The organism is Roseobacter sp. HKCCA2468 (assembly GCF_037805105.1).
Taxonomy (GTDB): domain Bacteria; phylum Pseudomonadota; class Alphaproteobacteria; order Rhodobacterales; family Rhodobacteraceae; genus M30B80.
On the sequence record NZ_JBBLYN010000001.1, the window covers coordinates 969,574 to 994,982 of the forward strand.

At 56.6% G+C, this 25,409-nt stretch carries 22 protein-coding genes; 8 read left to right on the forward strand and 14 right to left on the reverse strand.

Annotation, left to right across the window (positions count from 1 at the left end):
• Nucleotides 1–75 precede the first annotated feature (75 nt).
• Nucleotides 76–1,401, reverse strand: a complete 1,326-nt coding sequence (locus AAC620_RS04870; protein ID WP_340243071.1) for an aspartate aminotransferase family protein — start codon at nucleotides 1,399–1,401, stop codon at nucleotides 76–78.
• 330 nt (nucleotides 1,402–1,731) lie between these two features.
• Here AAC620_RS04870 and accB point away from each other — a divergent pair, with 330 nt between their 5' ends.
• From accB to aat, 3 genes are all read left to right on the forward strand, one after another.
• Nucleotides 1,732–2,229 (forward strand): acetyl-CoA carboxylase biotin carboxyl carrier protein, encoded by a 498-nt coding sequence (gene accB / locus AAC620_RS04875; protein WP_340243073.1) that lies wholly within the window; start codon nucleotides 1,732–1,734, stop codon nucleotides 2,227–2,229.
• Between the two features lie 13 nt (nucleotides 2,230–2,242).
• The gene (gene accC / locus AAC620_RS04880; protein ID WP_340243075.1) at nucleotides 2,243–3,595 is read left to right on the forward strand and encodes an acetyl-CoA carboxylase biotin carboxylase subunit; all 1,353 of its coding nucleotides are present in this window, start codon (nucleotides 2,243–2,245) and stop codon (nucleotides 3,593–3,595) included.
• A gap of 74 nt (nucleotides 3,596–3,669) precedes the next feature.
• Nucleotides 3,670–4,326, forward strand: coding sequence for a leucyl/phenylalanyl-tRNA--protein transferase (gene aat, locus AAC620_RS04885; RefSeq protein ID WP_340243077.1), 657 nt, complete (start codon nucleotides 3,670–3,672; stop codon nucleotides 4,324–4,326).
• Here the strand turns inward: aat and AAC620_RS04890 are convergent.
• Genes AAC620_RS04890 through AAC620_RS04900 form a run of 3 tightly spaced genes read right to left on the reverse strand, consistent with a single transcriptional unit; the run spans nucleotide 4,290 to nucleotide 5,838 of the window.
• On the reverse strand, nucleotides 4,290–4,913 hold the full coding sequence (locus tag AAC620_RS04890) for a DUF2155 domain-containing protein (RefSeq protein ID WP_340243079.1): 624 nt from the start codon (nucleotides 4,911–4,913) through the stop codon (nucleotides 4,290–4,292). The two genes, aat and AAC620_RS04890, sit on opposite strands and share 37 nt — an antisense overlap.
• 55 nt (nucleotides 4,914–4,968) lie before the next feature.
• Nucleotides 4,969–5,421, reverse strand: coding sequence for an outer membrane lipid asymmetry maintenance protein MlaD (mlaD, locus tag AAC620_RS04895; protein ID WP_340243081.1), 453 nt, complete (start codon nucleotides 5,419–5,421; stop codon nucleotides 4,969–4,971).
• A gap of 39 nt (nucleotides 5,422–5,460) precedes the next feature.
• Nucleotides 5,461–5,838, reverse strand: coding sequence for an NADH:ubiquinone oxidoreductase subunit NDUFA12 (locus AAC620_RS04900; RefSeq protein WP_411567097.1), 378 nt, complete (start codon nucleotides 5,836–5,838; stop codon nucleotides 5,461–5,463).
• A gap of 161 nt (nucleotides 5,839–5,999) precedes the next feature.
• Here AAC620_RS04900 and AAC620_RS04905 point away from each other — a divergent pair, with 161 nt between their 5' ends.
• The 4 genes from AAC620_RS04905 (at nucleotide 6,000) to AAC620_RS04920 (ending at nucleotide 10,659) form a co-directional block, all read left to right on the forward strand.
• Entirely contained in the window at nucleotides 6,000–7,292 is a 1,293-nt protein-coding gene (locus AAC620_RS04905; protein ID WP_340243083.1) for an O-acetylhomoserine aminocarboxypropyltransferase/cysteine synthase family protein, read from the forward strand.
• A 451-nt stretch (nucleotides 7,293–7,743) separates the two neighbouring features.
• Nucleotides 7,744–8,067: a hypothetical protein gene (locus AAC620_RS04910; protein ID WP_340243084.1), complete on the forward strand. Its 324-nt coding sequence runs from the start codon at nucleotides 7,744–7,746 to the stop codon at nucleotides 8,065–8,067.
• 123 nt (nucleotides 8,068–8,190) lie between these two features.
• On the forward strand, nucleotides 8,191–8,784 hold the full coding sequence (locus AAC620_RS04915) for a hypothetical protein (RefSeq protein WP_340243086.1): 594 nt from the start codon (nucleotides 8,191–8,193) through the stop codon (nucleotides 8,782–8,784).
• A gap of 132 nt (nucleotides 8,785–8,916) precedes the next feature.
• Nucleotides 8,917–10,659, forward strand: a complete 1,743-nt coding sequence (locus AAC620_RS04920) for a hypothetical protein (RefSeq protein ID WP_340243088.1) — start codon at nucleotides 8,917–8,919, stop codon at nucleotides 10,657–10,659.
• Here the strand turns inward: AAC620_RS04920 and mgtE are convergent.
• The 10 genes from mgtE to AAC620_RS04970 all read right to left on the reverse strand — a co-directional run bounded on the left by mgtE (nucleotide 10,656) and on the right by AAC620_RS04970 (nucleotide 23,369).
• The gene (gene mgtE / locus AAC620_RS04925; RefSeq protein ID WP_340243090.1) at nucleotides 10,656–12,044 is read right to left on the reverse strand and encodes a magnesium transporter; all 1,389 of its coding nucleotides are present in this window, start codon (nucleotides 12,042–12,044) and stop codon (nucleotides 10,656–10,658) included. The two genes, AAC620_RS04920 and mgtE, sit on opposite strands and share 4 nt — an antisense overlap.
• Before the next feature lie 108 nt (nucleotides 12,045–12,152).
• Complete coding sequence (glmM, locus tag AAC620_RS04930) at nucleotides 12,153–13,496, reverse strand: phosphoglucosamine mutase (RefSeq protein ID WP_340243092.1); 1,344 nt, start codon at nucleotides 13,494–13,496, stop codon at nucleotides 12,153–12,155.
• A 4-nt stretch (nucleotides 13,497–13,500) separates the two neighbouring features.
• Nucleotides 13,501–14,520: a dihydropteroate synthase gene (gene folP, locus AAC620_RS04935; protein ID WP_340243095.1), complete on the reverse strand. Its 1,020-nt coding sequence runs from the start codon at nucleotides 14,518–14,520 to the stop codon at nucleotides 13,501–13,503.
• Between the two features lie 50 nt (nucleotides 14,521–14,570).
• Nucleotides 14,571–15,497 carry a dihydroneopterin aldolase gene (locus tag AAC620_RS04940; protein WP_317655999.1) on the reverse strand — a complete coding sequence of 309 codons (927 nt, stop codon included), beginning with the start codon at nucleotides 15,495–15,497 and terminating at the stop codon, nucleotides 14,571–14,573.
• A gap of 115 nt (nucleotides 15,498–15,612) precedes the next feature.
• Nucleotides 15,613–16,317: a cell wall hydrolase gene (locus tag AAC620_RS04945; protein ID WP_340243098.1), complete on the reverse strand. Its 705-nt coding sequence runs from the start codon at nucleotides 16,315–16,317 to the stop codon at nucleotides 15,613–15,615.
• Between the two features lie 179 nt (nucleotides 16,318–16,496).
• A complete protein-coding gene (locus AAC620_RS04950) occupies nucleotides 16,497–19,028 on the reverse strand; it encodes a putative PEP-binding protein (protein ID WP_340243100.1) in 2,532 nt (843 codons plus the stop codon).
• 83 nt (nucleotides 19,029–19,111) lie between these two features.
• Nucleotides 19,112–21,190: a glycine--tRNA ligase subunit beta gene (glyS, locus tag AAC620_RS04955; RefSeq protein ID WP_340243101.1), complete on the reverse strand. Its 2,079-nt coding sequence runs from the start codon at nucleotides 21,188–21,190 to the stop codon at nucleotides 19,112–19,114.
• 24 nt (nucleotides 21,191–21,214) lie between these two features.
• Nucleotides 21,215–21,907 (reverse strand): FkbM family methyltransferase, encoded by a 693-nt coding sequence (locus AAC620_RS04960; protein ID WP_340243103.1) that lies wholly within the window; start codon nucleotides 21,905–21,907, stop codon nucleotides 21,215–21,217.
• Nucleotides 21,904–22,443 carry a DUF6446 family protein gene (locus tag AAC620_RS04965; RefSeq protein ID WP_340243105.1) on the reverse strand — a complete coding sequence of 180 codons (540 nt, stop codon included), beginning with the start codon at nucleotides 22,441–22,443 and terminating at the stop codon, nucleotides 21,904–21,906. The genes AAC620_RS04960 and AAC620_RS04965 overlap by 4 nt, the downstream gene beginning before the upstream one ends.
• On the reverse strand, nucleotides 22,440–23,369 hold the full coding sequence (locus AAC620_RS04970) for a glycine--tRNA ligase subunit alpha (protein WP_445322434.1): 930 nt from the start codon (nucleotides 23,367–23,369) through the stop codon (nucleotides 22,440–22,442). The genes AAC620_RS04965 and AAC620_RS04970 overlap by 4 nt, the downstream gene beginning before the upstream one ends.
• A 193-nt stretch (nucleotides 23,370–23,562) precedes the next feature.
• On the opposite strand from AAC620_RS04970, the gene AAC620_RS04975 reads away from it, so the two are divergent.
• Entirely contained in the window at nucleotides 23,563–25,341 is a 1,779-nt protein-coding gene (locus tag AAC620_RS04975) for a peptidoglycan-binding domain-containing protein (RefSeq protein ID WP_340243107.1), read from the forward strand.
• Nucleotides 25,342–25,409 lie beyond the last annotated feature (68 nt).

Genomic DNA, 25,409 nt, shown 5'->3' on the forward strand with positions numbered 1-25,409 from the left:
CAGAGGCCCCCTATGGCGCATTTGGTTTTTATGTGGGCAAGCACACAGCCGCACCCCGCTGTTCGTCAAATCAGATCAATGCAGTTTTTTCAACACATCTGCCAATGTTCCGATCAATTGATCAATATGCGATTTCTCAATGATCAACGGCGGTGACATTGCGATAATATCGCCCGTGGTGCGGATCAAGATGCCTTTTTCATAAGCGTCAAGGAAGGCTGCAAAGGCGCGCTTGGCTGGCTCGCCTGCAATCGGCTCTAGCTCGACCGCGCCAATCAAACCCATATTGCGGATGTCTTTGACATGCGGCAGGCCTTTCAGGCTATGCAGCGCCTCTTGCCAATACGGGGCAAGTTCGGCTGCACGCTCAAAAAGGCCTTCTTCTTTGTAGGTTTCGAGCGTAGCAATCCCTGCCGCAGAGGCAATCGGGCTGCCTGAATAGGTATAGCCGTGGAAGAGCTCAATCATATGTTCTGGGCCTTGCATAAAGGCATCGTGAATTTCCTTTGTGGCCAGAACCGCCCCCATGGGGATCACGCCATTGGTCAAGCCTTTGGCACAGGTGATCAGATCAGGCATGACCCCGAAATGTTCCGCAGCAAAGGACGAGCCCAGACGACCAAACCCTGTGATCACCTCGTCAAAAATCAGTAAAATGCCATGTTTCCGGGTGATCTCGCGCAGGCGCTCAAGATATCCTTTGGGCGGCAGAAGCACACCCGTTGAGCCCGCCATAGGCTCGACAATCACGGCGGCAATGGTTTCAGGCCCGTGCAGCGCCACGATCCGCTCGAGATCATCGGCAAGATGCGCGCCATGCTCAGGCTGACCTTTGCTATAAGCGTTTTCAGCCAGATGCGTATGCGGCAGGTGATCGACACCTGTCAACAAACTGCCGAAGAATTTGCGGTTATTGACGATGCCGCCCACAGAAATCCCGCCGAAATTTACACCATGATAGCCGCGCTCGCGTCCAATCAGGCGGGTGCGGCTGCCTTGGCCGATGGCCCGCTGATAGGCCAGCGCAATTTTCAAAGCTGTTTCAACAGACTCAGAGCCCGAATTCGTGAAGAACACATGCTCAAAGGGCGCAGGCGCCATATCCCGCAGGCGAGAGGCCAATTCAAACGCCACAGGATGCCCCATCTGGAACGCAGGCGCATAATCCAATTCGCCTGCCTGTTTGCGGATGGCTTCGACAATTTTGGGGCGATTATGCCCTGCATTGCAGCACCACAATCCCGCCGTCCCATCCAAAACATCGCGCCCATCCGCTGTTTTGTAGAACATCCCATCGGCCGAGACGAGCATCCGAGGCGCTTTCTTGAACTGCCGATTGGCGGTAAACGGCATCCAAAATGCCGAAAGATCATTGGGTGTGTTCGACCGATCCAAAGCCATGATGCATCTCTCCCGTGGCGAAAGCGCCCTAGTTCCGTTTCCAAGAATATGAACGCCTTTATTGGCTTTGGCGCAAGAGGGAACGGGGCAAATCTATGCGTATATCCTCAATCATTGCATGCGCAATCGTTCTGGCCTATCACAGAAGATGCAAATACAGATAAGGAAAGAAATGCGCATTCGTTGCAAAAGAAGCATAATTTTTTGACCATCTGGTGCTTTCCACTCTGGCCGAGGTGGCATATAGAACTTCTGATTTTGCTGCAATTCAGGGCGCAAACATAAGCGAAGGGCTCAGCCAAAGGCGGGCGAATAATCTGCGAGGGATCCATGAGCAAGAATACGCATGACGGTGACGTTGGCTTTATCAAAGCCTTGGCTGAGTTGCTGCGCGAAAACGATCTGACCGAATTGGAAGTTATCCGCGAGTATGGCGAAGATGACAGCCTGAATGTGCGCGTGGCGCGGCAAATCCATGCGGCCCCCGTTGCAATGGCCCCTGCCCCAGTTGCAGCAGCCCCATCTGCAGCGGCCCCAGTCGCCGCCGCCGCACCCGCAGCGGCCCCTGCTGCCGCCGAAGACCCAACCCAAAGCCCAAATGCGCTGACCTCTCCAATGGTGGGCACCGCATATCTCGCACCAGAACCTGGCGCGGCGGCCTTTGTCTCGGTGGGCGATAAAGTCACCGAAGGTCAGCCTGTCTTGATCATCGAAGCAATGAAAACCATGAACCAAATCCCAAGCCCGCGCGCAGGCACGGTGAAACGGATTCTGGTGGAAGATGGCTCACCCGTGGAATTCGGCGCGCCATTGATGATCATCGAATAAGATGGCTGCCCCGATGTTCAAAAAAATTCTCATCGCCAATCGCGGGGAAATCGCGCTGCGCGTGATCCGCGCCGCGCGCGAAATGGGTATTGAGACAGTCGCCGTGCATTCCACCGCCGATGCCGATGCCATGCATGTGCGCATGGCCGATGAAAGCGTCTGTATCGGCCCGCCCACCAGCACCAACAGCTATCTGTCGATCCCTTCAATCATCTCGGCATGCGAGATCACAGGGGCCGAAGCGATCCATCCTGGCTATGGGTTTCTCTCCGAGAACGCGAATTTCGTGCAGATCGTAGAGGATCACGGGATCAAATTCATTGGCCCCTCTGCCGAGCATATACGCATCATGGGCGATAAAATCACCGCTAAGGAAACGGCAAAGGCGCTTGGTATTCCTTGCGTGCCCGGTTCTGAGGGGGGGGTTCCCGATCTGGACGCGGCCAAGAAAGTCGCCGCCGATATGGACTACCCCGTCATTATCAAAGCCACTGCAGGGGGCGGCGGTCGCGGCATGAAAGTGGCGCAAAGCGCCAAAGACTTGGAAAACGCATTCCGCACGGCGCGCAGCGAGGCAAAATCTGCCTTTGGCAATGACGCGGTTTATATTGAGAAATACCTCACCACGCCGCGCCACATTGAGGTGCAGGTGTTTGGCGATGGTAAGGGCAATGCGGTTCATTTGGGCGAGCGGGATTGCTCCCTGCAGCGCCGTCACCAAAAGGTCTTCGAAGAGGCCCCGGGCCCCTGCATAAGCGAAAAGGAACGCGCCGAGATCGGGGCGATCTGTGCCAATGCGATTGCCAAAATGGGATATGAGGGTGCTGGCACCATTGAATTTCTCTACGAGAAAGGCGCGTTTTATTTCATCGAAATGAACACCCGCTTGCAGGTGGAGCATCCCGTGACCGAAGGGATTTTCGGGGTGGATTTGGTGCGCGAGCAAATTCGCGTGGCAGCGGGCCTGCCGCTTAGCTTTGCGCAGGAAGATTTGCAGATCAACGGCCATGCCATTGAGGTGCGGATCAACGCGGAAAAAGTGCCACAATTCTCCCCCTGCCCCGGCAAGATCACGCAATACCACGCCCCAGGTGGCTTGGGTGTAAGAATGGATAGCGCGCTGTATGATGGCTACCGCATCCCGCCTTATTATGACAGCTTGATTGCCAAACTGATCGTGCACGGCCGTGACCGACCCGAGGCGCTTGCCCGCCTAAAGCGCGCCTTGTCGGAATTGATTGTGGATGGTGTCGACACCACGGTGCCCTTGTTCCACGATTTGCTCGACCAAGAGGCGGTGCAAACAGGTCAATATAACATCCACTGGCTGGAACATTGGCTGGAAGAAACCTTCGGCAAGGCCTAATTCTGGCACGAAATCAAAGATCACAGGCCAAAATGCGTGCAGCATTTTGGCCTTTATCATGCTAAATTTCATTCATGCCCGACACCCAAGCCCCTCTTAAAATTACCCCGCAACTTCTGTTGCAAGCCTATGCAGCGGGCATATTTCCAATGTCCGAGGGCCGCGATGACCCAAACTTATTTTGGGTTGAACCAAAACGGCGCGGGATCATTCCCCTAGATGGCTTTCACATATCCCGCAGCCTTGCGCGCAAGATCCGCCAAAACCCATTTGAGATTAGGATCAATAGCGATTTTGCAGGTGTTGTGGCGGCCTGTGCGGATCGGGATGAAACATGGATCAACGCAGAAATAACCGCTTTATACAGCGCGCTGCATGAGGAAGGCTTCGCCCATTCCCTTGAGCTGTGGCAAGGGCGTGATCTGGTGGGCGGTGTCTATGGCGTGGCGCTTGGGGCTGCGTTTTTTGGGGAAAGTATGTTTTCGCGGGCGCGTGATGCCTCGAAAATTGCGCTCGCCTATTTGGTCGCGCGCCTCAATGCAGGCGGGTTCACGCTCTTTGACGTGCAATTTACCACGCCCCATTTGATCCGTTTAGGTGCTATCGAGATCTCGCGCATCGACTATCGCAAGCGGCTTGATGCGGCGCTTGAGAAACAGGCAGATTTCATGGCGGGCGGGGCCCTATTCACCCCTCAGGATGTGCTACAGCGCAACACCCATACATCATAGCGCGGGTGATCAAAGGCGATCAGCGCAGGGCTAGAGGCCACCATCCATCCATCAAACAAGGCCCGCCCATCGGTGTCGGTGATGCGCATATGGGCGAAAGCATCTGAATTGGCGTCACCCTCAGGATAACGGCATTCAACCATTTCAACCGTGATACGGCCAAGCCGCGCCGCGGCCCCAGTCGCCAATTCCAGATCACGCGATTGCGCCAAGGTTTTGTCCAAGGCGCGCAACAGCGCCCCTGACCCCGTTTCTGTTGCGATTTCTGTGATGGACGTCACGCCGCCCAAATCGGGTTCAGCGGGGCTTGTTTCCAAGAGGACGCCCGATTGCCCCGCATCGCCATTATCGGTCAGGTTCACATCCCCGTTTTCCTCTTGCGGCACGATCACAGGCGCCACCTCCCCCATAACGGGGGCAGGCGCGATGACTGTGCCGCTGCCAAGAGGAAGGCTGCCTTCACCAAAGGTTTGCGGGCGGCTTGTCTCTGCGCCAGTATCAAGCGGCAAAGGATCAATCGGGATCACAACAATGCCATCGGCCGACACTTGCCCATTCAAACCCAAGGTTTGATCTTGCGCACTCACAGGGCCTACGCAAATGGCTGATATCAACGCCAATCCCGCCAGACGCGCCCGCATGTTACTGCCCAGATCCCGAGAAAGCGCGCATCAGCAAGGTCACAAGGCTGACCGAACTTTGTGTGTTTAATACCTCATCCCCAGCGGCCAAGTTAAACGGCGAACCACCCGGTTGGATGTCAACAAATGACCCACCCAAAAGCCCCTCTGAGGCGATGCTGACAATGCTGTCATCAGGCAACAGAATATCGTCACGGATATTCAAGGTCGCTTCTGCGCGGAACGTGGCAGGGTCAAGATTGAGTCTACTGACAGTGCCAACCCGAACGCCCGCAAGGCGCACATCTGTGCCAATCCCGATCCCTTCTGCAGAGCGGAACAGCGCCGATACCTCGTAGCTTGACCCCGTGCTGCGCCCAATCCCGCCGATTTCAGCGGCATAGAGCAGAAACCCCGCAGCTACGGCCAAGACCGCGCCGCCAACCAAAATTTCGCTCAATCTATTTTCGGCCATCACGGAACCCCTCTCATGCTGCCAAAAAAGCGCACAGGCTTATTCGGGGCTCCATGCCTCGTAATCCTTGCGCGCGACTGGTGCGGCCTGACGCAACGAACCCGCAGGCGCATAGGCCGCTTCTGATCCCGTCAGGTTCATTTCGTGCTCTTTTTCCCATGCCTTACGCGCAAGCGGCGCATCGGCAGGGGATTTATCCCACGTGTGATGCAACCAGCCATGCCAATCGGGGCTGATGCGGCTGGCTTCGGCCTCGCCATTGAAAATCACCCAACGGCGTTTGCCATCGCGGGATTGGTAGAACACATTGCCCTGCGCATCCTCACCCACCTTCTGGCCCTTCCGCCAAGTGTAGAGTTGCGTTCCAACCGTCTGACCATTCCACCAAGTCACAAGGCGCAGCAGGAATGAGAGCATGACAATCTCCAAACTAAATCGCGTGTCGTTTTGTCTTCTAATGCCGCAACACGCCGCTAAGGTCTAGGGGCAATGCCAATAACAACTGCGACAGATGTTGTTTTGCACACGCCAGCGCCCTAAACATAACCCTCAGGGAAACACGCGAGGAGAAAAACGCCATGTCCGACCCCAAAAGCCTAAAATTTGACACGCTGCAGATCCATGCAGGTGCGCATCCAGACCCTGCAACCGGCGCACGCCAAACGCCGATCTATCAAACCACGGCCTATGTGTTCAAAGATGCTGATCACGCGGCGCGTCTGTTTAATTTGCAAGAGGTCGGCTTTATTTACTCGCGCCTGACCAACCCCACAGTCGCTGTGCTTCAAGAGCGGATCGCGACCCTCGAGGGCGGTGTTGGTGCGGTTTGTTGCTCGTCTGGTCATGCGGCGCAGATCATGGCCCTGTTTCCGCTCATGGGGCCAGGCTGCAACATCGTGGCCTCTACGCGCCTTTATGGCGGCACAATCACCCAATTCAGCCAGACCATCAAACGCTTTGGGTGGTCTGCAAAATTTGTTGATTTCGATGATCTTGACGCGGTGAAAGCGGCGATTGACGATAACACGCGCGCCGTGTTCTGCGAGGCCATCGCAAACCCTGGTGGCTATATCACCGACCTGCGCAGTATTGCGAATATCGCAGATGGCGCAGGCATCCCCTTGATCGTGGATAACACCTCTGCAACACCTTATCTCTGCAGCCCAATTGAACATGGCGCGACATTGGTTGTCCATTCCACCACAAAATATCTCACGGGCAATGGCACTGTCACAGGCGGCTGTGTGGTTGATAGCGGCAAATTTGACTGGTCAGCCAGTGATAAATTTCCTTCGCTCTCGGCACCTGAACCCGCCTATCACGGCCTAAAATTCCACGAGGCGTTGGGGCCGATGGCCTTTACCTTCCACTCAATCGCGATTGGCTTGCGCGATTTGGGGATGACCATGAACCCGCAAGCGGCGCATTACACGCTGATGGGGATTGAAACCTTGTCGCTGCGGATGCAGCGCCATGTTGAGAATGCCGCGAAAATCGCTGCATGGCTTGAAAAGGATCCCCGCGTTGATTTCGTGACCTATGCGGGTCTGCCATCCTCGCCATATCATGGGCGGGTCAAGGATATCTGCCCCAAGGGTGCGGGCGCATTGTTCACCTTTGCTGTGAAAGGCGGATATGAGGCTTGTGTGAAACTGGTAGATAGTCTTGAGCTGTTCAGCCATGTCGCCAATTTGGGCGATACGCGTTCGCTGATCATTCATTCAGCATCAACCACCCACCGCCAGCTGACCCCAGAACAGCAACAAGCAGCAGGGGCCGCACCTAATGTGGTGCGTGTCTCCATTGGGATTGAAGATGCTGATGATCTGATTGCCGATCTTGATCAGGCCTTGGCCAAAGCAACCGCGTAAACCTTGCACCACTGAAAAAGAAAAACCCTCGTCCAAACAGATTTGGATGGGGGTTTTTGATAGGTTCGGGCAGAGGCCAGTGTCGGCTGCTAAACTGGGGACTGGCCTCTGCCCCGGGCTACGATGGGGTTACGGAGTAGCCCGCACCCAACCTGCAAGATTGGCCAGCTGCAGGAGGGGTGTTCGAATATCTGCGGAAAAGTCCCAAATTGATACGCCCGACTAAAGCGCTTGCATCAAGAATTCAGGTCTGAGATTTCCCCGTGAATCGCATGTGACACATCGGGCGCTCGTTTTCAATCATTTTGATTATTTTTTATGAATTTCAATGCAGAGAAGGCGTTGTATTTGGGAAACATATATGAATTATAGTTACATATAGATATGAGATATGAGCGGCTTAGCGGCGAGATTGGTATAAACGCGCGGTCGGTTAGTACGGAGTTTAAGCGTGGATCAAAGCTCGCTCAATGTGTTGTCGCGCATGCGCCAGCTTTTGGCGTCGCTTGAGCGGGACTTGGGCCTTGTTTCGCTGCCGAAAGTAGAACTTGATCTTCTATACGCGATCGATCTTTTGGCTGAAAATCCAGATGAGATTTTAACATCCGCAGAGATCCACAATCATCCTTTGATGCGAGACGTCCCCACAGCCACTTTCAATCGTGCGCTGAAATCCCTTATGAAAAAGGGGTTTATACAGTTGAATCCTGACAGTCGCGCCAAACATTATCGCAAGACAGAGCATTGGCCCCGTCTTTTGCAGCGTGACGATTGACATCAGTCAAATATAAGCACTTGCAATCTTTAGGCATGAGTAATAGATCTTGATTCACAACAAGACTTTAAGATTGGTTATCGTAGTTCGGAGCGGGCTCTTACCTCCAAAGGAGTTAACCGCGTGGTTAAATGGTTTAAATGTCTTGCGGGACCTGCGTTCCTGCGCGGTGTTTCACATCTGAAAACCGCTTTTTTCGTGTCCGCAGGCCTGTTGACTGCTGCGGCGATCAATCATGGCTTGATGGGCCAAACCAATGCGACCCTCCATCATGCCACGGAGTCCGTTTTGATCTTCTTTGGCTTTGCAACCATTGTCAAAGTGCTGACCGCTTGGCTTTATTCACATTCTGGGCTTCTCTACGGCCTGCCAGGTATCGCGCTGACTGTATATATCTACGACACCGAAAATGATGCCCATCTTTTCTTACTGGGCATGATCGGGCTCACGGTGCCCGTTCTCGCGTTCAAACTGCTGGCCTTCTTGGGGCACTATATCACAGTGGCACAGCGCCAGTCATGGCGGGTGTTACCACCCGTTACTATCGCAAGTAGTGCAATTTTGATGATCTGTGCATGGGTGATAGCGCCCAACGCAGAATTTGGGCTTTCAGCACTGTTTGAATTGGCGGCTGTCGCACTATTTGATGCATGCCTGCTGATGAGTGTGCTGTTGATCGCCTTGGCCCTGACACGCGCCTACGAGCAATGGCGCTGATCTCGTTCAAATTTTTATAAATATCGCGCTTATCTGGTTTATGCCCCCTGCAACTATCGTATAGAGTTGGGCGCAAGGAAGGAAAAATTAGCCCCCCCCTTTGGCCCACTTAACGAGAAGCGCATCGGTATTTTGAGCACGGAGTTCACGCTACACCTGTCGCCCGAGGCCATTAGCCTTGCATCACGCCGCTCTGATGATGCGTGGGAGGTTGTCGTTCGCACCGCGCCAGATGCAGAGGATCTCAGCGCCGCTTTCGCGCAGATGAAATCTCTGATTGAGGCCAAAGACAACGCACAAGTTTTGGTGATTGTCCCGCGCGAGCAAGTTCTGTTTACAAGCTGCGAAGCCCCTGATGAGGCCACCCCCACCGCTGAGCGGCGCGCAGTCGAGGCCAAACTGGATGGCCTCACCCCCTATGAATTGTCGGAATTGCAATATGATTGGCTGCGCACAGATTCCGTGATCCAAATCGCCGCGATTGCAGCGGAAACCATCCAAGCCGCGCAAGAGTTTATAAAATCCTACGGGATCACGGCTGTGGCATTGACCGTGGAAACACTGCCAGATGATTATGATGGAACGCCCATCTTTCGTTTGGCAAAGCGCTCCAAACCGACACCGCATGTGGAAAACCTTGCGACCATTCCTGCCCCAAAGCGCAAAATTCGCCTAGAGGACATCGCGCTCTTCGTGCCGCGTTTTCGCAAAGGAATGGCCCTTGGTCTTGGCGGAGGGATTGCCGTGATTGTTGCGGCATTTCTCCTGATGCCTTCTGTCCCAAAGCAAGATGTGACGCCTGAAGCCCCCGCTGTTGTCGCAGCAACGCCCCCAGTTACCGAAGCTGTCCCAAGCGCGCCTGTGGCAAGCGGCCTGCCTGCGCCCGATGTGGCACTTATGGCGACAGCGCCTACCCTTACTGCGCCAAGGCTACGGCGTGACGGCACCATCCTTGCCGCGATTGACCCGATCTTGACCCAACAAGATGCACTGGCCCTACGCCCCCCCTTGGGCGGTATCGGCGATGATGCCCCGCCGCCAATCCTCTCGCCGATCCCCTTTGGCACAGGCAGCGTTTTGAACAGCGCAGGTCTTGTTGATCCAACCCCTGAGGGAGCGTTGAACCCCGATGGTGTATTGGTCTTTGATGCGGCGCCCCCCGTTGCGGCAATCCCGCGCCCCGATGCCATCCTAGAGGCAGCCCGTGCGGCACAGCTTGAGCAAATCGAAACATTGGCAGGCACGCTGCCACGCCTCAGACCTGAGAATTTCGCAGAAATCCTTGAGCGCCAGCAATTAAACGGCTTTACGCGCAGCGAATTAAGCAGCATCACGCCGCAACTGCGCCCTGCCTCGCTTCAAGAAATTGCCGAAGCGGCCCGCGCCGCCGAGGCAGCAGCCTTTGCCGTCAGTGAAGGACGCAGCGCCAATCAGGCCTTGATCAGCGATTTGGCTGTCGCGCGTTCGCTTTTGCCACAGGCCCGCCCCTCGGGCTTTGAGGCGGTGGTGACCGCTGCAACACCTGCAAGCGCCGCTGCACCAAATGGTGTTGCTGCAGAGGCCGCGGCACAATCAGGCGCAGATGAGGAAATTGAGGCGGAAATTGCCGCCGTCAGCACCGACACCCCATCCGGCGAACGGGTGACCCGCGCCGCGACCAATCGCAATGCCATAAATTTGCGCGACACGAATTTGATCGGTATCACTGGCCCTTCGAGCAGCCGCCGCGCCTTGGTGCGCCTGCCATCGGGTCGGTTTGTTACGGTCGAAGTTGGAGATCGTCTTGACGGGGGGCGTGTCGCCGCGATTGGCGATGACAGCCTTCAATACATCAAGGACGGCGAAAACATCACGCTAGAAGTGCCAAACGGCTAAATCAGGACAAGTGCGGCGAGGCCAAGAAAGGCGAAGAAGCCCACAACATCGGTGACCGTGGTCACGAATGTGCCAGAGGCGAGCGCAGGATCCGCGCCAAAGCGTTCCAACGCAACGGGGATCAATATCCCCGCCAATCCCGCCACAACAAGATTAACCACCATTGCGCCTGCAATCACGCCGCCCAAGAGAACGGAATCAAACCAAACATACCCCACAACGCCCATCACAAGGGCAAAGGCCAAACCGTTCAAGGCCCCCACGCCCGCCTCACGCATCACAACGCGCCACAGGTTGGCGGAGGTTAGGTCGCGCGTTGCAAGCCCACGCACAGCCAAGGCAAGGCTTTGCGTTCCCGCATTGCCCCCCATAGAGGCCACAATCGGCATCAACACGGCCAAGGCCACCAATTGCGCAATCACCGCTTCGAATTGTGCAATCACCACCGAGGCCAAAATCGCTGTGCCCAAATTAACAAACAACCAAGGAAAGCGTTGACGCACAGTTTCAAAGGTTGTGTCGCTGAGGCTTTCGTCCACGCCCAAACCTGCAAGGCGGCGCAAATCCTCTTCATTGACTTCATCAAGAACGCTCATCGCGTCATCAATGGTGATCACGCCCACCAATCGCCCATCATCATCGACAACGGGCGCAGAGATCAGGTGATACTGGTTAAAGGCGTAGGCGACATCATCTTCATCCTGCTTGGCAGGGATGGTGCGAAAACTGTCTTCCAGAATGTCCTTCAATGATGTTGCCCGCGCACTCGACAACAGCCGCCCAAGCGAGACATAACCCACAGGTTTCATTGCAGGGGTCACGAGAATGATGTGATAGAATTGTTCGGGCAATTCCGCTTTTTCGGAACGCAGATAGTCAATCATCTGCCCGACATTCCAATGTTCGGGCGCGCGCACCACCTCGCGCTGCATAAGACGCCCAGCAGACCCTTCTGGAAAACTCAGCGCCTGTTCAACCGCGACCCGATCCGCATCGTCAAGCGCGCCAAGAATGGCCCCTTGCTGATCTTCTTCTAGGTCTTCGACCAGATCAACAACATCATCCGAGTCCAACTCGCGCACAGCATCGGCCAGAACATCGCTTGGCAAAAGCGGCAGAATGTCTTCGCGGATTGACCAATCAAGTTCAGAGAGAACCTCACCATCAATCCCACGCGACCAAAGCGCCAGAAGGGCTGCACGCTCGCCGCTGGAGATTTGTTCGAGAATATCAGCGATATCAGCAGGGTGTAGCGGCTCCATCAACGCATCAATGGCATCTACATCCTCTGCGCTGACCGCACGCCGCAATTGCGCGCGCAGACTATCGTCCAACGCATAAGCGTCACGATCATCATCTAGATGGAGGTCTTGTTCGTCCAACATGATCCACCTCGCGCAACAAGATCAGGCGTTGCGCGGGGTATGACATTGCAAAGCCGATCTGAAAAGGTGGTTTTGCGAAAAATCCCAAAAGGGACAGTCAGCACGGGGTTACAGCTCGGCGCGAATGGCCGCTGCAATATCCCCAACCACAGCCGCCATGAGCCCCTCATCCTCGGCTTCGGCCATAACGCGAATAAGGGGTTCTGTGCCTGATTTACGGATCAAAATACGCCCCGCCTGCCCCAATCGGGCCTCTGCCTCGGCGATGGCGGCCTTGACTGATGCTGCCTCTAACGGGGCTTTGTCAGGCGAAAAGCGCAGGTTCTCTAACATCTGCGGAACGGGATCAAAGCTGCGCGCAAGCGCGCTTGCCGGTTTGTTCTGGCGCACCATTTCAGCCAAGAATTGCAAACCTGCCATCAACCCATCACCCGTGGTGGCATGGTCGCTCATGACGATATGGCCTGATTGCTCACCGCCAAGATTGTAGCCACCTGCGCGCATCGCCTCGACAACATAGCGATCCCCAACGGCCGTGCGGTGTAGGCCAATCCCGCGCCCGCCCAAAAACCGTTCCAATCCCAAATTCGACATCACGGTGCTCACCAAGGCACCACCTTTGAGACGGTTCTCATCTGCCCATCGCGCCGCCAACAGCGCCATGATCTGATCCCCATCCGCGACTTGGCCCGCCTCATCAATGATCACAATGCGATCAGCATCGCCATCAAGGCACAAGGCCACATCGGCCCCTGTTTCCTTGATCTTGGCAATCGCGGCTTGCGGCTTTGTTGAGCCGACATTTTCGTTGATATTGAACCCATCTGGGCTCACGCCAATCGCCACGACTTCGGCGCCCAATTCCCACAGCACTTCGGGGGCGGCGCGATATGCGGCACCATTGGCGCAGTCGATGACAACCTTCAAACCTTCAAGGCTCAGACCTTGGGGGAATGTGCCTTTGACGCGTTCGACATAGCGGAAACGACCATCATCAATGCGCCGCGCGCGCCCGATATTGCCCGCTTGTGCAGGTTGAATATCCCCAAACACAAGGGCTTCGATCTCGGCCTCTGCCTCGTCTGACAGTTTGAATCCCTCAGGGCCAAAAAACTTAATCCCATTATCTGAGGCGGGGTTGTGGCTTGCCGATATCATCACACCAACATCGGCCCGCATGGAGGGGGTCAAAAGGCCCACAGCAGGGGTTGGCACAGGCCCCAGCAACAGCACATCCATGCCCGTGGAGGTGAAGCCCGCCGTCAGCGCATTTTCCAACATGTAGCCCGAAAGGCGCGTGTCTTTCCCGATCACAACACGATGGCCGCGCTCCATATCGCGGCGGAAATAGCGCCCTGCCGCGGCCCCCAATTTCAGCGCCATATCGGCGGTCATGGGATAGCTGTTTGCCTGACCCCGCACCCCATCCGTGCCAAATAATTTTCGTGCCATTTTATTACCCCTCCCCAAGGGTCAAACCGCTTGCTGCCATATAGGCAGAAATCATCGCTTGATGCACGGCTATATCATGGACACGCAGCATCTGAACCCCCTGCGATATGGCCCATAGGCCGATTGCCGCCGATGCAGCATCACGCTGATCTGCCTGTTTGATCCCCGTCACATGGCCCACAAACCCTTTGCGCGATACGCCCAAAAGCAACCCACAGCCAAGCCCGTGGAACAGGCTGATGTCACGCAACAACGCGCGGGTTTGCGCAAAGGTCTTGCCAAAGCCCGCCCCAATATCAAGCAAGATTTGGTCATACGTCAGCCCCACAGAAAGCGCCTGATCGCGCATCGCAGCAAGCCCATCGTAGATATCGAGAACGACATCTTGATAGGCATCGGGGGCCAAATCTTGCATGGTTTCAGGCGTGCCAAGCGAATGCATCAAGATCACGGGCGCGCGGCTCTCGCGCAGAACCTCAATCATATTTGTATCAAAGCGCAGCCCCGAAACATCGTTGATCACCTGCGCGCCCGCAGCAAGGCCCGCACGCGCCACATCGGCCTTGCGCGTGTCAAGCGAGATCACGCCAGAGCCGCGCAAGGCCTCTAGCGCAGGCATCAGGCGCGCGATTTCTTGCTGTTGCGGCACTTCTTTGGCGCCTGGCCGGGTGCTTTCTGCGCCCAAATCCAAAATATCTGCGCCTTCCGCCACAAGACGATGGGCTTGCTCCAGCGCGGCTTGGATGTCCTCATGCCGCCCACCATCGGAAAAGCTGTCTGGGGTGAGGTTCAAAATCCCCATAAGGCTTGGGCGCCCCATAGGCACAGTCGCAAAATCACCACGCGCTGCCGTCAAAGGCGCGCGCCATGCCGCGGGCAAGTCTGCGGCGGGCAAAATCTCGCGCGCGCCCGTGCGGCTTAACCGCTCAACATGCGTGAAATGGCACCAGCCCCCTGCAAGGGGCACGGCCTCAGGCCCAATCGCGGGGCCCGTAACGGGTATGGGGCGATAATAATCAGTCATAGGAGTAGCCCTACCCTGTGGCTCAGCGTCCATCAAGTTTACTGCCCAGATTAAAGATCAGGCATCACGTCAAACGGCCATGCCTGCACTGGGATAGACGATTTCAACGGCGGGTGGCCGCCCAAATAAACAATACGCTGCGCCTCAAATTGCTCGGCCAACCACAGCGCCAATTGCTCCCCCGTCACTTTTGCCCCTTTGGGTGGTTCGGCACTGTCCAAAACCAGTTTTGAGGGGGCCCAAACCGAAATTTGCCCCTGCCGCATGGCCCAGTCCAATTCTGTGCGACTGTCCACCACCACACAGCGATCATCGCAAGAGGCCAAGACCCAAGCGTTCTTTTCCATATCCAACAGATCAATCCGCCGCTGCGGCAGGCCGTGGCGGGCTTGAGGCTGCGCCAAGCCCGTGCTGCCCACGCACAAAATGACAGGGGCACCTGCCTGCTCAAGGTGATCCAGAAGCTGCGCCAAATCAGGGCGCGCAATTGCATCATTGGCCAAATACACGATCAAAGGATGCGGGCCATCATCCGCAAGAAGACTAAGGCGCTGATTGGCCTCTGCTTCGCGCATAATCTCGACCCCCAAAACATAGGGCCCGCGATCCAATTTCTCAATTCGCACGAAACAGCGCGCAGCCAATGGGTGGCTCAAGACCCGCTCTGCAATTCGCACCGAGAGCGTTTCCAGCAAATTGACACGGCCCTGCGCAAGCTCGGCATCAATCGCCTCGACAATGCGGTCATAGGACAAAATGCGATCCACATCATCCTCGGCGCTTTCCGCCTGAGAGCGCACCTCAACGACCACATTAAAACGGATACGCTGCAAAATCCCGCGCTCGGCCTGAAAGGCGCCGATTTCAACATCCCGCTCATGATTGGACATCGAAATACGATCAAGCGGGGCATCTGTGGCGGTCGCCTTGGCCCGCTCGGACGGGTGGGCAAAAGCAAGTCGAATATCATCCGTCATAGGCGTAGGCTTTCGTGATCGTCTTTCCGCAGGTTGCATAGCCCAAAACACGGCAAAAGACAGGCGTCAAAACCGCCGCAACCCGCGCTATCAGCGACCCGCTCTTGCGCTGCGATTAATATTGCTGACGATAGAACAGATGCTGCCCAATCGTGGCAGTGCGCGGATAAACCCGCGCCCAGTCAGGATGGACATAATCCGCATGATAATGCGTGGCCCCTGAGGTGAGGGTGCGCGGCGCGCCATCCATCATCAAACGGGCGATACGCGACAGGCGGTCCCATGTGGCACGATCCGTCACATTCTCGGGGATGCCATCACAGGCATAGGTGAATTGGCAGGCCAAATGCCGATGCGCGTTTTGGTAGACGACATCGCAAATGTTATCTGGATAATTGTCGTTATCCACGCGGTTCAAAATCACTTCGGCCACGGCATATTGACCGCGGATCGGCTCACCACGCGCCTCGAAATAAAGCGCCTCGGTGAGGCATCGATGCTGCGCGTTACTGCGTGGACGGGGCAAGGACATCAATTGGGCTTCGTTATAAATCTGACGCGGCGCCCCATTTCGACCAAAGGGGGAGCGCACAGGCGCACCCAAACGGGCGACTTGTGAGGGGCTGATGCCGCGCAACGCAGCGCGCTCATCAAACATCAAAGACGATAGGCGCAATTCCATCGAACCGGCTTGCGGCTGCGAAGATGACATAACAACGGGATAATCCCCATCATAGATTGAGGACGTTTCCGCCAAGGCGGCATTTGACATAAATAACAAGGAGGCCGCAATCGCAGCGCATGCCTGTTTGAAACCCATTACCTCTGCTCCTTGGGGTTGATCCCCAATGTCGCAATCCGTTGATCAGAATGCGACAGAGCCATTAGCACGGTTTTCTAAAACCGACAACTTGACCCGCGTTTTTGTGTTTGACGCGCAGCACACCGCATCATTTAGACGTAGGCCTTGGCAAATCAGATGGCAGACTCAACGCAATATCAACGCTTTGCGGGGAGAGTCTCATCCTCCAACACCCATTGTGCCGCCGACAGCTTGGCCAAGGGAACACGGAAAGGTGAACAAGACACATAGTCGAAACCAGCGATCCGCGAAAAGCGGATCGAATCTGGATCACCGCCATGCTCCCCACAGATGGAGAGGGTCACTTCGGGGCGGACAGCGCGCCCACGTTCTGCGCCAATGAGCAGCAATTCACCCACCCCTTCCGTGTCCAAGCGGGTGAACGGGTCTTCCACAAACACACCTTGCTGAACATAGGCCGACATAAAGCGCCCCGCATCATCGCGCGACAAACCATAGGTCATTTGGGTTAAGTCATTGGTGCCAAATGACAAAAAGGACGAAGATTCCGCGATCTCACCCGCCCGCAACGCTGCGCGCGGCGTCTCAACCATCACCCCAAGGCGATAGGTGAAACTTTTGCCATTTTGCGCGGCAACGGCGGCGGCGACCGCATCCACCCGTGATTTTACCAACTCAACCTCGCGCTTGGCCGAAACAAGCGGGATCATGATTTCGGGAACAACGGGGTTTTTCCCCTCGCTTGCGGCAATGGTTGCCTCAAAAATCGCACGGGCCTGCATGTCATAAATCTCAGGCACGGTGATCCCAAGACGCACGCCGCGCATCCCCAGCATTGGGTTATATTCTTGCAACGATTCAATGCGCGCGGCCACGCGGCTTACGGGCAAATCCAACGCTTCGGCCAAGGCGCGAATGCCATCGCGATCTGAGGGCAAGAATTCGTGCAAAGGCGGATCAAACAGTCGGATACACACAGGCTTGCCCTGCATCCGTTTAAACAGCTCGGTGAAATCACCCCGTTGCATTGGCAATAATCGATCCAAGGCTGCCGCGCGGTCACTTTCGGTTTCGGCAAAAATCATTTCCCGCATCAAAGTCAGGCGATTTGGATCAAAGAACATATGCTCTGTGCGGCACAATCCGATCCCGTCAACTCCGAATTGCTGCGCGGTTTCCACATCCTCGACTGTGTCCGCATTGACGCGAATGCCGATATCGCGAATTTCATCGGCCCATTGGATCAGCGTGGCAAAGGCCCCGCCAACAGCAGGCTCGATCATCTTGGCCGCCCCCACCAAAATATCACCAGAGGAGCCATCAACAGTAATCACATCCCCCTCATGGAACACGCGCCGCCCTGCGGTGGTGAGCGTTTTCTTACGCATATCCAGTTGCAGGCTGCTTGCCCCCGTCACACAGGGCAAACCAAGCCCGCGTGCAATCACGGCGGCATGGCTGGTCATACCACCCCGCTCGGTCAAAACGGCCTGCGCGGCGTGCATCCCACGCACATCTTCGGAACTGGTTTCACGCTTGACCAAAATTGTGGCTTCGCCTTGCGCGGCCAAGGCCTGGGCCGCGGTAGACGAAAAGACAATCTTGCCGGTCGCAGCCCCAGGTGCGGCGGCAATACCACGCCCCAAAACATCACGCGGGGCCTCGGCATCCACCTGACGGTGCAACAATTGCCCCAAGGAAAAGGGCGGTATCCGCGACAACGCCTCACCGCGCGAAATAACGCCATCATTGGCCAAATTGACCACCGTTGCGACTGCCGCGCGTGCAGACCGGGGCGCGCGCACCGCGTCAAGAATGTTCAGCTGACCATTCATCAAGGTGAATTCAATCTGCATTTCTTCGCGCAATTTCTCACGCATCAAAGCGCCCGCAGCGATCAAGTCATGATAGGCCTCTGGCGCAGCATCTTGAAGGGAATGGCCACGCGCATCACTGCGGATGTAGAGCGCATCATCATCACGCAATGCCACCCGGCCCTGCGCCTGCGGCACGAAACGACCGATCACATCGGCGTCTCCCGTGTCGGGGTCGATCATCTGAACGATACCAGAGCCCGAAACGCCCTCACCGACACCCAGTGCCATGCGCTGCACCACAAGACCAAGCCCCGCATCAGCAGGTGCGCCTTGCGCCTGCCGCAACAGCCGCGCGGTTGTCCCCTCCCACGCCCGCGCCATAGAGCGCAGAACCTCGCGCAACTGCACGGCGGGGTCTTGGGGAAAGGCCTCCTCCGCTTCATCCTCGAAATGGTCTTTGGCAATCCGTGGGGTCAGCGGCCCCTCAAATTCATCGGCATCCAGACGCAAGACATCCACCGCATAGGCGCGGATGAAATTGACATAAAGCTGATCTGCCGCGCTGCGGCCATGAACCTTGGCCAAATGTTCGGCCAAGTCGTCATTCATCCCGATATTCAGCACCGTGCCAGGCCCGCCCCAATCCGCAGCTTGGCTGCTGGAGCGCACAGAAACCAAGGCATGAGGGCCAAACTCGGCCCAAAGCGGGGCCAGATCAGGAACCACCCCTTGCGCGATTTGGCGCACAGCGTCAAAGGACAAAGCCGCTGTCAAAGGCACGGGCAAACCCAAGCGCACCAAACGCTGCAAGCATTTGGCGCGATTGCCATGGGTGGCTGTGTGCATATCCGCCGTGGCGGTGATCAGCATATAGTCGGGGCGATTTTTCATTTGCAATTCTTACTCTTAGCCGAAGCTGGCCAAGACACTAAGATACAATCATAACGCGATCTGTAAAGCGCCGCGATGCAGCATTACCCCTCGATGCGCGACAAATCGGCGACCTTGCCACAGGTTTCCACGATTTCATGCAGCAAGTTCAGACGATTGCGCCGCACAATTTCGCTATCCGCATTAACCTGCACCTTTTCGAAAAAGGCATCAATCGGCCCGCGCAGCGCGGCCAAAGCCGCCATGGCGGCCGCAAAATCCTCTGACGCTAGGGCGGGGTTGGCCGCCTCCCGCGCGGCGGCAAGGGCCGCGAAAAGCGCGCGTTCTTCATCGGTTTCTGCAAATTTCATATCTGCGCCAAACCGATATTCCACCCCATCCTTGGCCTCTGCTTGCGTCAGGATGTTGTTGGCACGGCGATAGCCTTGGATCAGATTTTCACCATCATCGGTCGACAGCACCGCCTGCACGGCGCGCGCCCGCGCCACGACCAAGGCCAGATCATCATTGCCCGCCATTGACAGGCAGGCATCAATCACATCATGTCGAGTGCCCTCATCGCGCAAATGCACCTTAAGGCGGTCATGAAAGAACGAAAGGAGGTCTGCGGCTACAGCCTCAGGTGCATCAGACCCAAAAGCCGCACCACGCGAAACGAAGGGGGCAGATAGGTTCAACCGCACACCATTGTCCAAGATCAGGCGGATCACCCCCAAGGCCGCGCGGCGAAGCGCGTAGGGGTCTTTGCTGCCTGTTGGTTTCTCATCAATCGCCCAGAAGCCCGTCAGCGTGTCGATCTTATCGGCCAAGGCCACGGCAACGGACAAAGGCGCGTTTGGCACATCATCTGACGGGCCAAGGGGTTGGTAATGTTCCTGCGCAACCGCTGCAATTTCAGGCGCATAGCCTGCCTCAGCGGCGTAATAGCGCCCCATCAGACCTTGCAATTCAGGGAATTCATAGACCATCTCAGAGGACAAATCCGCTTTGGCGATTTTGGCCGCTTGGCGTGCTTGATCTGCGTCCGCCCCCACAATTGGCGCCAGTTCCGCCGCCAACTCCGCAATCCGTTCGATCCGCGCGGCCTGCGAGCCAAGTTTCGCCTGAAAGGTCACATTCTCAAGGCTTTGCGTCCATTGGGTGATATCCGATTTTGCCACGCGCAAATCATTTTCCCAAAAGAATTTCGCATCTGACAGACGCGCAGAAAGCACCTTTTGATTGCCCGCCAAAATGGTCGCACCCTCATCTGCGGTGATGCGGTTGGCTACAGTCACAAAGCGCTCAATCCGCCCTGTCTTGGGGTTCTTCACAGAAAAGAATTTCTGATGCTCTTTCATCGAGGTCTGCAAAACCTCTGGTGGCAGGTTCAAGAAATCCGCGCCAATCTCGCCCATTAAAACAACGGGCCATTCCACAAGGCCCGCCACCTCGGCCAAAAGGCCGCGATCTTCGACCAATTCCAACCCCGCGGCGAAGGCCATTTGACTGGCCTCGTGCCAAATGGCATCTGCGCGTTCATCTGCGCGCAAGATCACATGGGCACGTTTCAGCTTGGCTTCATAATCCTCAAAACTGCTGACAGCAAAAGCATCAGGGGCCATGAAGCGATGGCCGCGTGTTTTGTCACCCGCCACGATATCATCTACCTCGAAGGGCACAACGCCTGCGCCCGCCTCATCGGTCAAGAGGCATAGGATGGAATGCAAAGGCCGCACCCAACGCAAAGAGCCTGCCCCCCAGCGCATGGATTTCGGCCATGGGAAATTGCGAATGACTGATGGCACCAATTCCGCAATAATATCCGCAGCATCACGCCCCTGATGGGTGATACGGGCGACATAAATCTCGCCCTTCTTATCTTCGCGCGTCTCAAGCGCATCGCGTGACACGCCTGCGCCGCGCAAGAACCCTTCGATCGCGGCCTCTGGCGCATCCACGCGCGGGCCTTTGCGCTCTTCTGTTGTGGTTGGGGAATTGGCGCTCAGCCCGTCCACCACCAAACACAGGCGGCGGGGGGTCGCGAAACTAGCCGCGGACGCATAGGTCAGCCCCGCCTCAACCAGACCATTGGTCACAAGCGATTTCAAATCCTCGGCCGCTTTGGCTTGCATGCGGGCAGGGATTTCTTCGGAAAACAGTTCCAGCAGAAGATCGGGCATAGATTTCGTCCTATTGCGGTCGCGTTAGATCCAATCAAGGTTGACGCGGGTGATCGGATAGGCCTCGCTCAGCCGTTCGCGCAAAGCGCGGAAACGGGGGCGAAGCTCTTTGAATTTATTTTCATGGGTTTCAGCCACAGTCAGGCGGATTTTGTCAAACAGGCCCACCGCCTCCATCGCCTCGAGAAGGTCAAGCTCAGCGCCCTCGACATCCATTTTGACAAAGGCAATTTCGCCATGCTCTGCGATGAGATCACGCAAAAAGGTGGGGAAATCCAACAGGCGCACATCTATCGCGTGCTCCAGATCCTGATCAATCATCCGCCCGCCTTCCAAGACAGTGGATTTGACGGATGCACCTTTTGGGTTTTCGTCAAAATTGACAGCCCGCATCAATTGGATCGTGCCTTCGCGCGTGCCAAGTGCCGCTTCGTGAATGGTCACGTTGGGCGCATCGGCAAAGCGTTTTTTTAACGTATCGATGCAATAGGGATCAGGATCAAATGCGTGAACATGGGCGCCTGACGCGGCAAGCTGTGCGGTCACATCCCCAACATTCGCCCCACAATCGCAGACCACATCACGCGGGGTCAGCATCGACACAACCCCCATCAACAGCCCATCCGCCTGCGCCTTGCGCGTATTGCGGCGCGCGCGGCGGCGGAACCGATCAAACTCGGCTTGCAGCTGTTCAAGTTCGGTGAGGGTTTCGGTCATTGCATCCCCTCAGGGACAGGGGGGCACCCTTCTGGCACAGGATCCCCATTAAAGGCCGCTTCGCCGCACAGGTTGATCTGCCGCCAAGCATGGCCCTGCCCTGCGTCATCCAAGGCAACCACGATATCGACCCCATAGACAAAATCGCGCGCGCCCAAATAGGCGGTTGCGCGCCCCGCCTCTAGGGCGGCACCAATCGCCTCGGCGTCAAAACATTGGAACCAAGATGGCGCGATCAAGGGCGTTGCCCCCTCGTAAGGTTCCGCTGCCGAAATCAGCGCCTCTTGGCCTGCCTCAAGATCAAAACAAGCGCGGAACCGAATGGGCGAGCTGTTGCTGTCAATGCCATCGAAGTTGGAAATAGCCAAAGGCATGGGCGCGCCATCAACGCTGAGCGTGATCTGCCCGCGCGGATCATCGGGCATAACAGGGGCATAATAGGCGCGGGTTTGCGCATACCACATTCCCGCCCCTGCCGCCAAAGCCGAGAGGGCAATCGCCGCCACCACAAAACGACCCACGCGTTTATTGCTCATGCGTGCTGCCCCGCCTCAAATCCGCCCGCCTCAGTTTGCACGAAAGCGTCAGCGCACAGTTTCGCCAATGCGCGCACCCGCCCAATGTAACCTTGCCGCTCCGTCACCGAAATGACCCCACGGGCATCCAACAGGTTGAACATGTGGCTTGCCTTGATGCATTGATCATAGGCGGGATGCGCCATGATGATCCGCTTGCCTGTTTTGGGATCAATATTTTCTGCGGCAAGGATGCGCTGACATTCGGCTTCTGCCTCTTCGAACTGACGCAAAAGAATGTCTGTGTTGGCCGTGTCAAAGTTAAAACGGGAATATTCTTCCTCGGTCTGACGGAACACATCCCCATATTTCAACGCAATCGGTGCATCTGGATCATTAAACGGCATCTCCATCACATGATCCACGCCCAGAACATACATCGCCAGACGCTCAAGACCATAGGTCAACTCGCCCGACACAGGGTGGCAATCATGCCCGCCCACCTGTTGGAAATAGGTGAATTGGCTGACCTCCATGCCATCACACCAAACTTCCCAACCAAGACCCCAAGCGCCCAAAGTCGGACTTTCCCAGTCGTCTTCCACAAAGCGAATGTCATGCATCGCCATATCAATCCCAATGGCCTCAAGGCTACCAAGATAGAGATCTTGCAAATTGGGCGGGCTTGGTTTGATCAGCACCTGATACTGGTAATAATGCTGCAAGCGGTTCGGGTTCTCCCCATACCGGCCATCGGTGGGGCGGCGCGAGGGCTGCACATAAGCTGCCGCCCAAGGCCGCGAGCCTAAGCTGCGCAAGGTTGTGGCAGGGTGAAAGGTTCCCGCCCCGACCTCCATGTCATAGGGCTGCATCACGGCACAGCCTTTCTGCGCCCAGTAGGTTTGAAGACGCAGGATGATCTCTTGGAAACTGCGGGGCTTTTCCATGCGCGACATTGATCGTTCCTTGGGCTTAACGAAAGTTGTCGACCACATAGGACGCAGGATGCCGAGGGTCAATCACAGCTTATGACCTGCGCGATGGGAAATTTAAGAAATTATTGATGAAAACGGGGTGCATCCCGTCCGTTTCGCGGATAACCTGCACAAAATCACCCTTAAGGTTACAGATTAGGGCAGTATGCAAAATCACGGGGTTCGGGCAGGTCAGACTGCGCGGTTGCGGGCGGCAATTGTGATCTCTTTGGCCATTCTATGCGCCAGTCTGATTGGCCACGCGCCACAGGCCCAAGCGCAGGCCCAAACAGATTTGGTTTGGGTGCAAATCGAAGCGCATCCCGATCTGGTTACGGCGCAATCGCGTCTGCGCGTCTATGAAAGCCGCAGCGCCACCATGGGGGTGGCAGGGTTCATGATGCGCACGGGCCTATATGCACTGGCCCTCGGCCCCTATCCGCGCGAGGTCGCACAGGAACGCCTGCGCGATCTACGGGCCTCGGGTCAAATCCCTAGCGACAGCTATATGCAAACGCCGCAAAATTATACGCGCCAATTCTGGCCTATTGCGGCCCAAGCGACAGCACCGCAGGTGATCGCAATTGAACCTTTGCCCGAGGTCGCGCCACAAGACGCGCCTGAAAAACCATCACAAACACCCGTGGAACCAAAAGCCGCCCCTGTAACCACGCCCCAAACAGATGCGCCACCGCGAGAAACCCTTGCCCAAGCGCGCGCAGGCGAAGCGGATCTTGATCCCGCCGCGCGCGATGATTTACAGCGCGCGCTGCAATGGTTCGGGTTTTATGATGGGGCGATTGATGGGGTATTTGGCGCGGGCACGCGGGCGGCTATGGCGGCATGGCAGCGCAGGAATGACTGGCCCGAAACGGGGGTATTAACCACCGCCGAACGGTCAGATTTGATCGCGCAATGGCAAGCAGATTTGGGGGAACTTGGGCTAGAGCGGATCACGGACACCCGCGCGGGCATCGCAGCACTCTTGCCCATGGGATATGTGGAATTCGCGGCCTATGCCCCCCCTTTCGCGGTCTTTGCCCCGACAGATGCGCGCGGGGTCGAGGTCGTGCTGATCTCCGCTGAGGGGGATCAGGCGCGGCTGCAATCGTTGTTCGAAATCGTAACGAATGCCGACATCATGCCCGAAGGGGGCTTGCGCGATATGCTGCGGGGCCGTTTTGATATTGCCGCCAGTGATGCGGCGCGCTTTGCCACAGGTTTTGCCCGCTTAGAGGGCGGCGCGATTAAGGGTTTAATCATCCGTGGCCCCGCCACAGAATATACCCCCATCGCACGGCTGATGCCGCAGATTGAGGAAAATTTCTTGGCATTAGAGGGCGTGTTAGAGCGTGACACCGCACAAAGCGGCACATCACCCGCGCTGAATGCATCGGAAACAGAGCCAAGCCCCCTTGCGCAACGCTCAGGCGTTTTTGTGACGGACACTGGCCATGTCCTAACCGATGCAAGCCTGCCGCAAACCTGCCCCACCCTGCGCCTCAATGATGCGATTGCCGCGCGGGAGATTTACCGCGACAGCGCCCTTGGGATTGTAGTGATTGCGCCCGACACCCCACTGACCCCACCAGATTTGGCTGAATTTACCGCCGCCTCTCGCATGGGATCGGCGCAGTATATCGCTGGATTTGCCTATGAGGGCAGGCTTTCAGCGGCCACCTTGCGACCCTTGGAGGACGCAGGCCCCGCCTATCCAAACCCCTCGCAAACCGAGTTGGGCGGGCCCGTCCTTGATGCCACGGGCGGGCTTTTGGGGCTTTATCGCGGGGGAGCTGTCACGCCTGCTGCAGATATCACCACAACGCTTGCGGCGGCAGGGCTGCCTGCCCTGCCCCGTGTGATCCGAGAGGAACCGCTGCGCGGCGAGACCTTAGCGCGGCTTGCGCAGGCGATTACAGCAAAGGTGACCTGTCTTTCGCGTTAAGCGTGTATTTTGGCAGAAATAGCCCCAAATCGGAGACAAAATTCCTACGCCCCTTCCCCTTGCGGCGC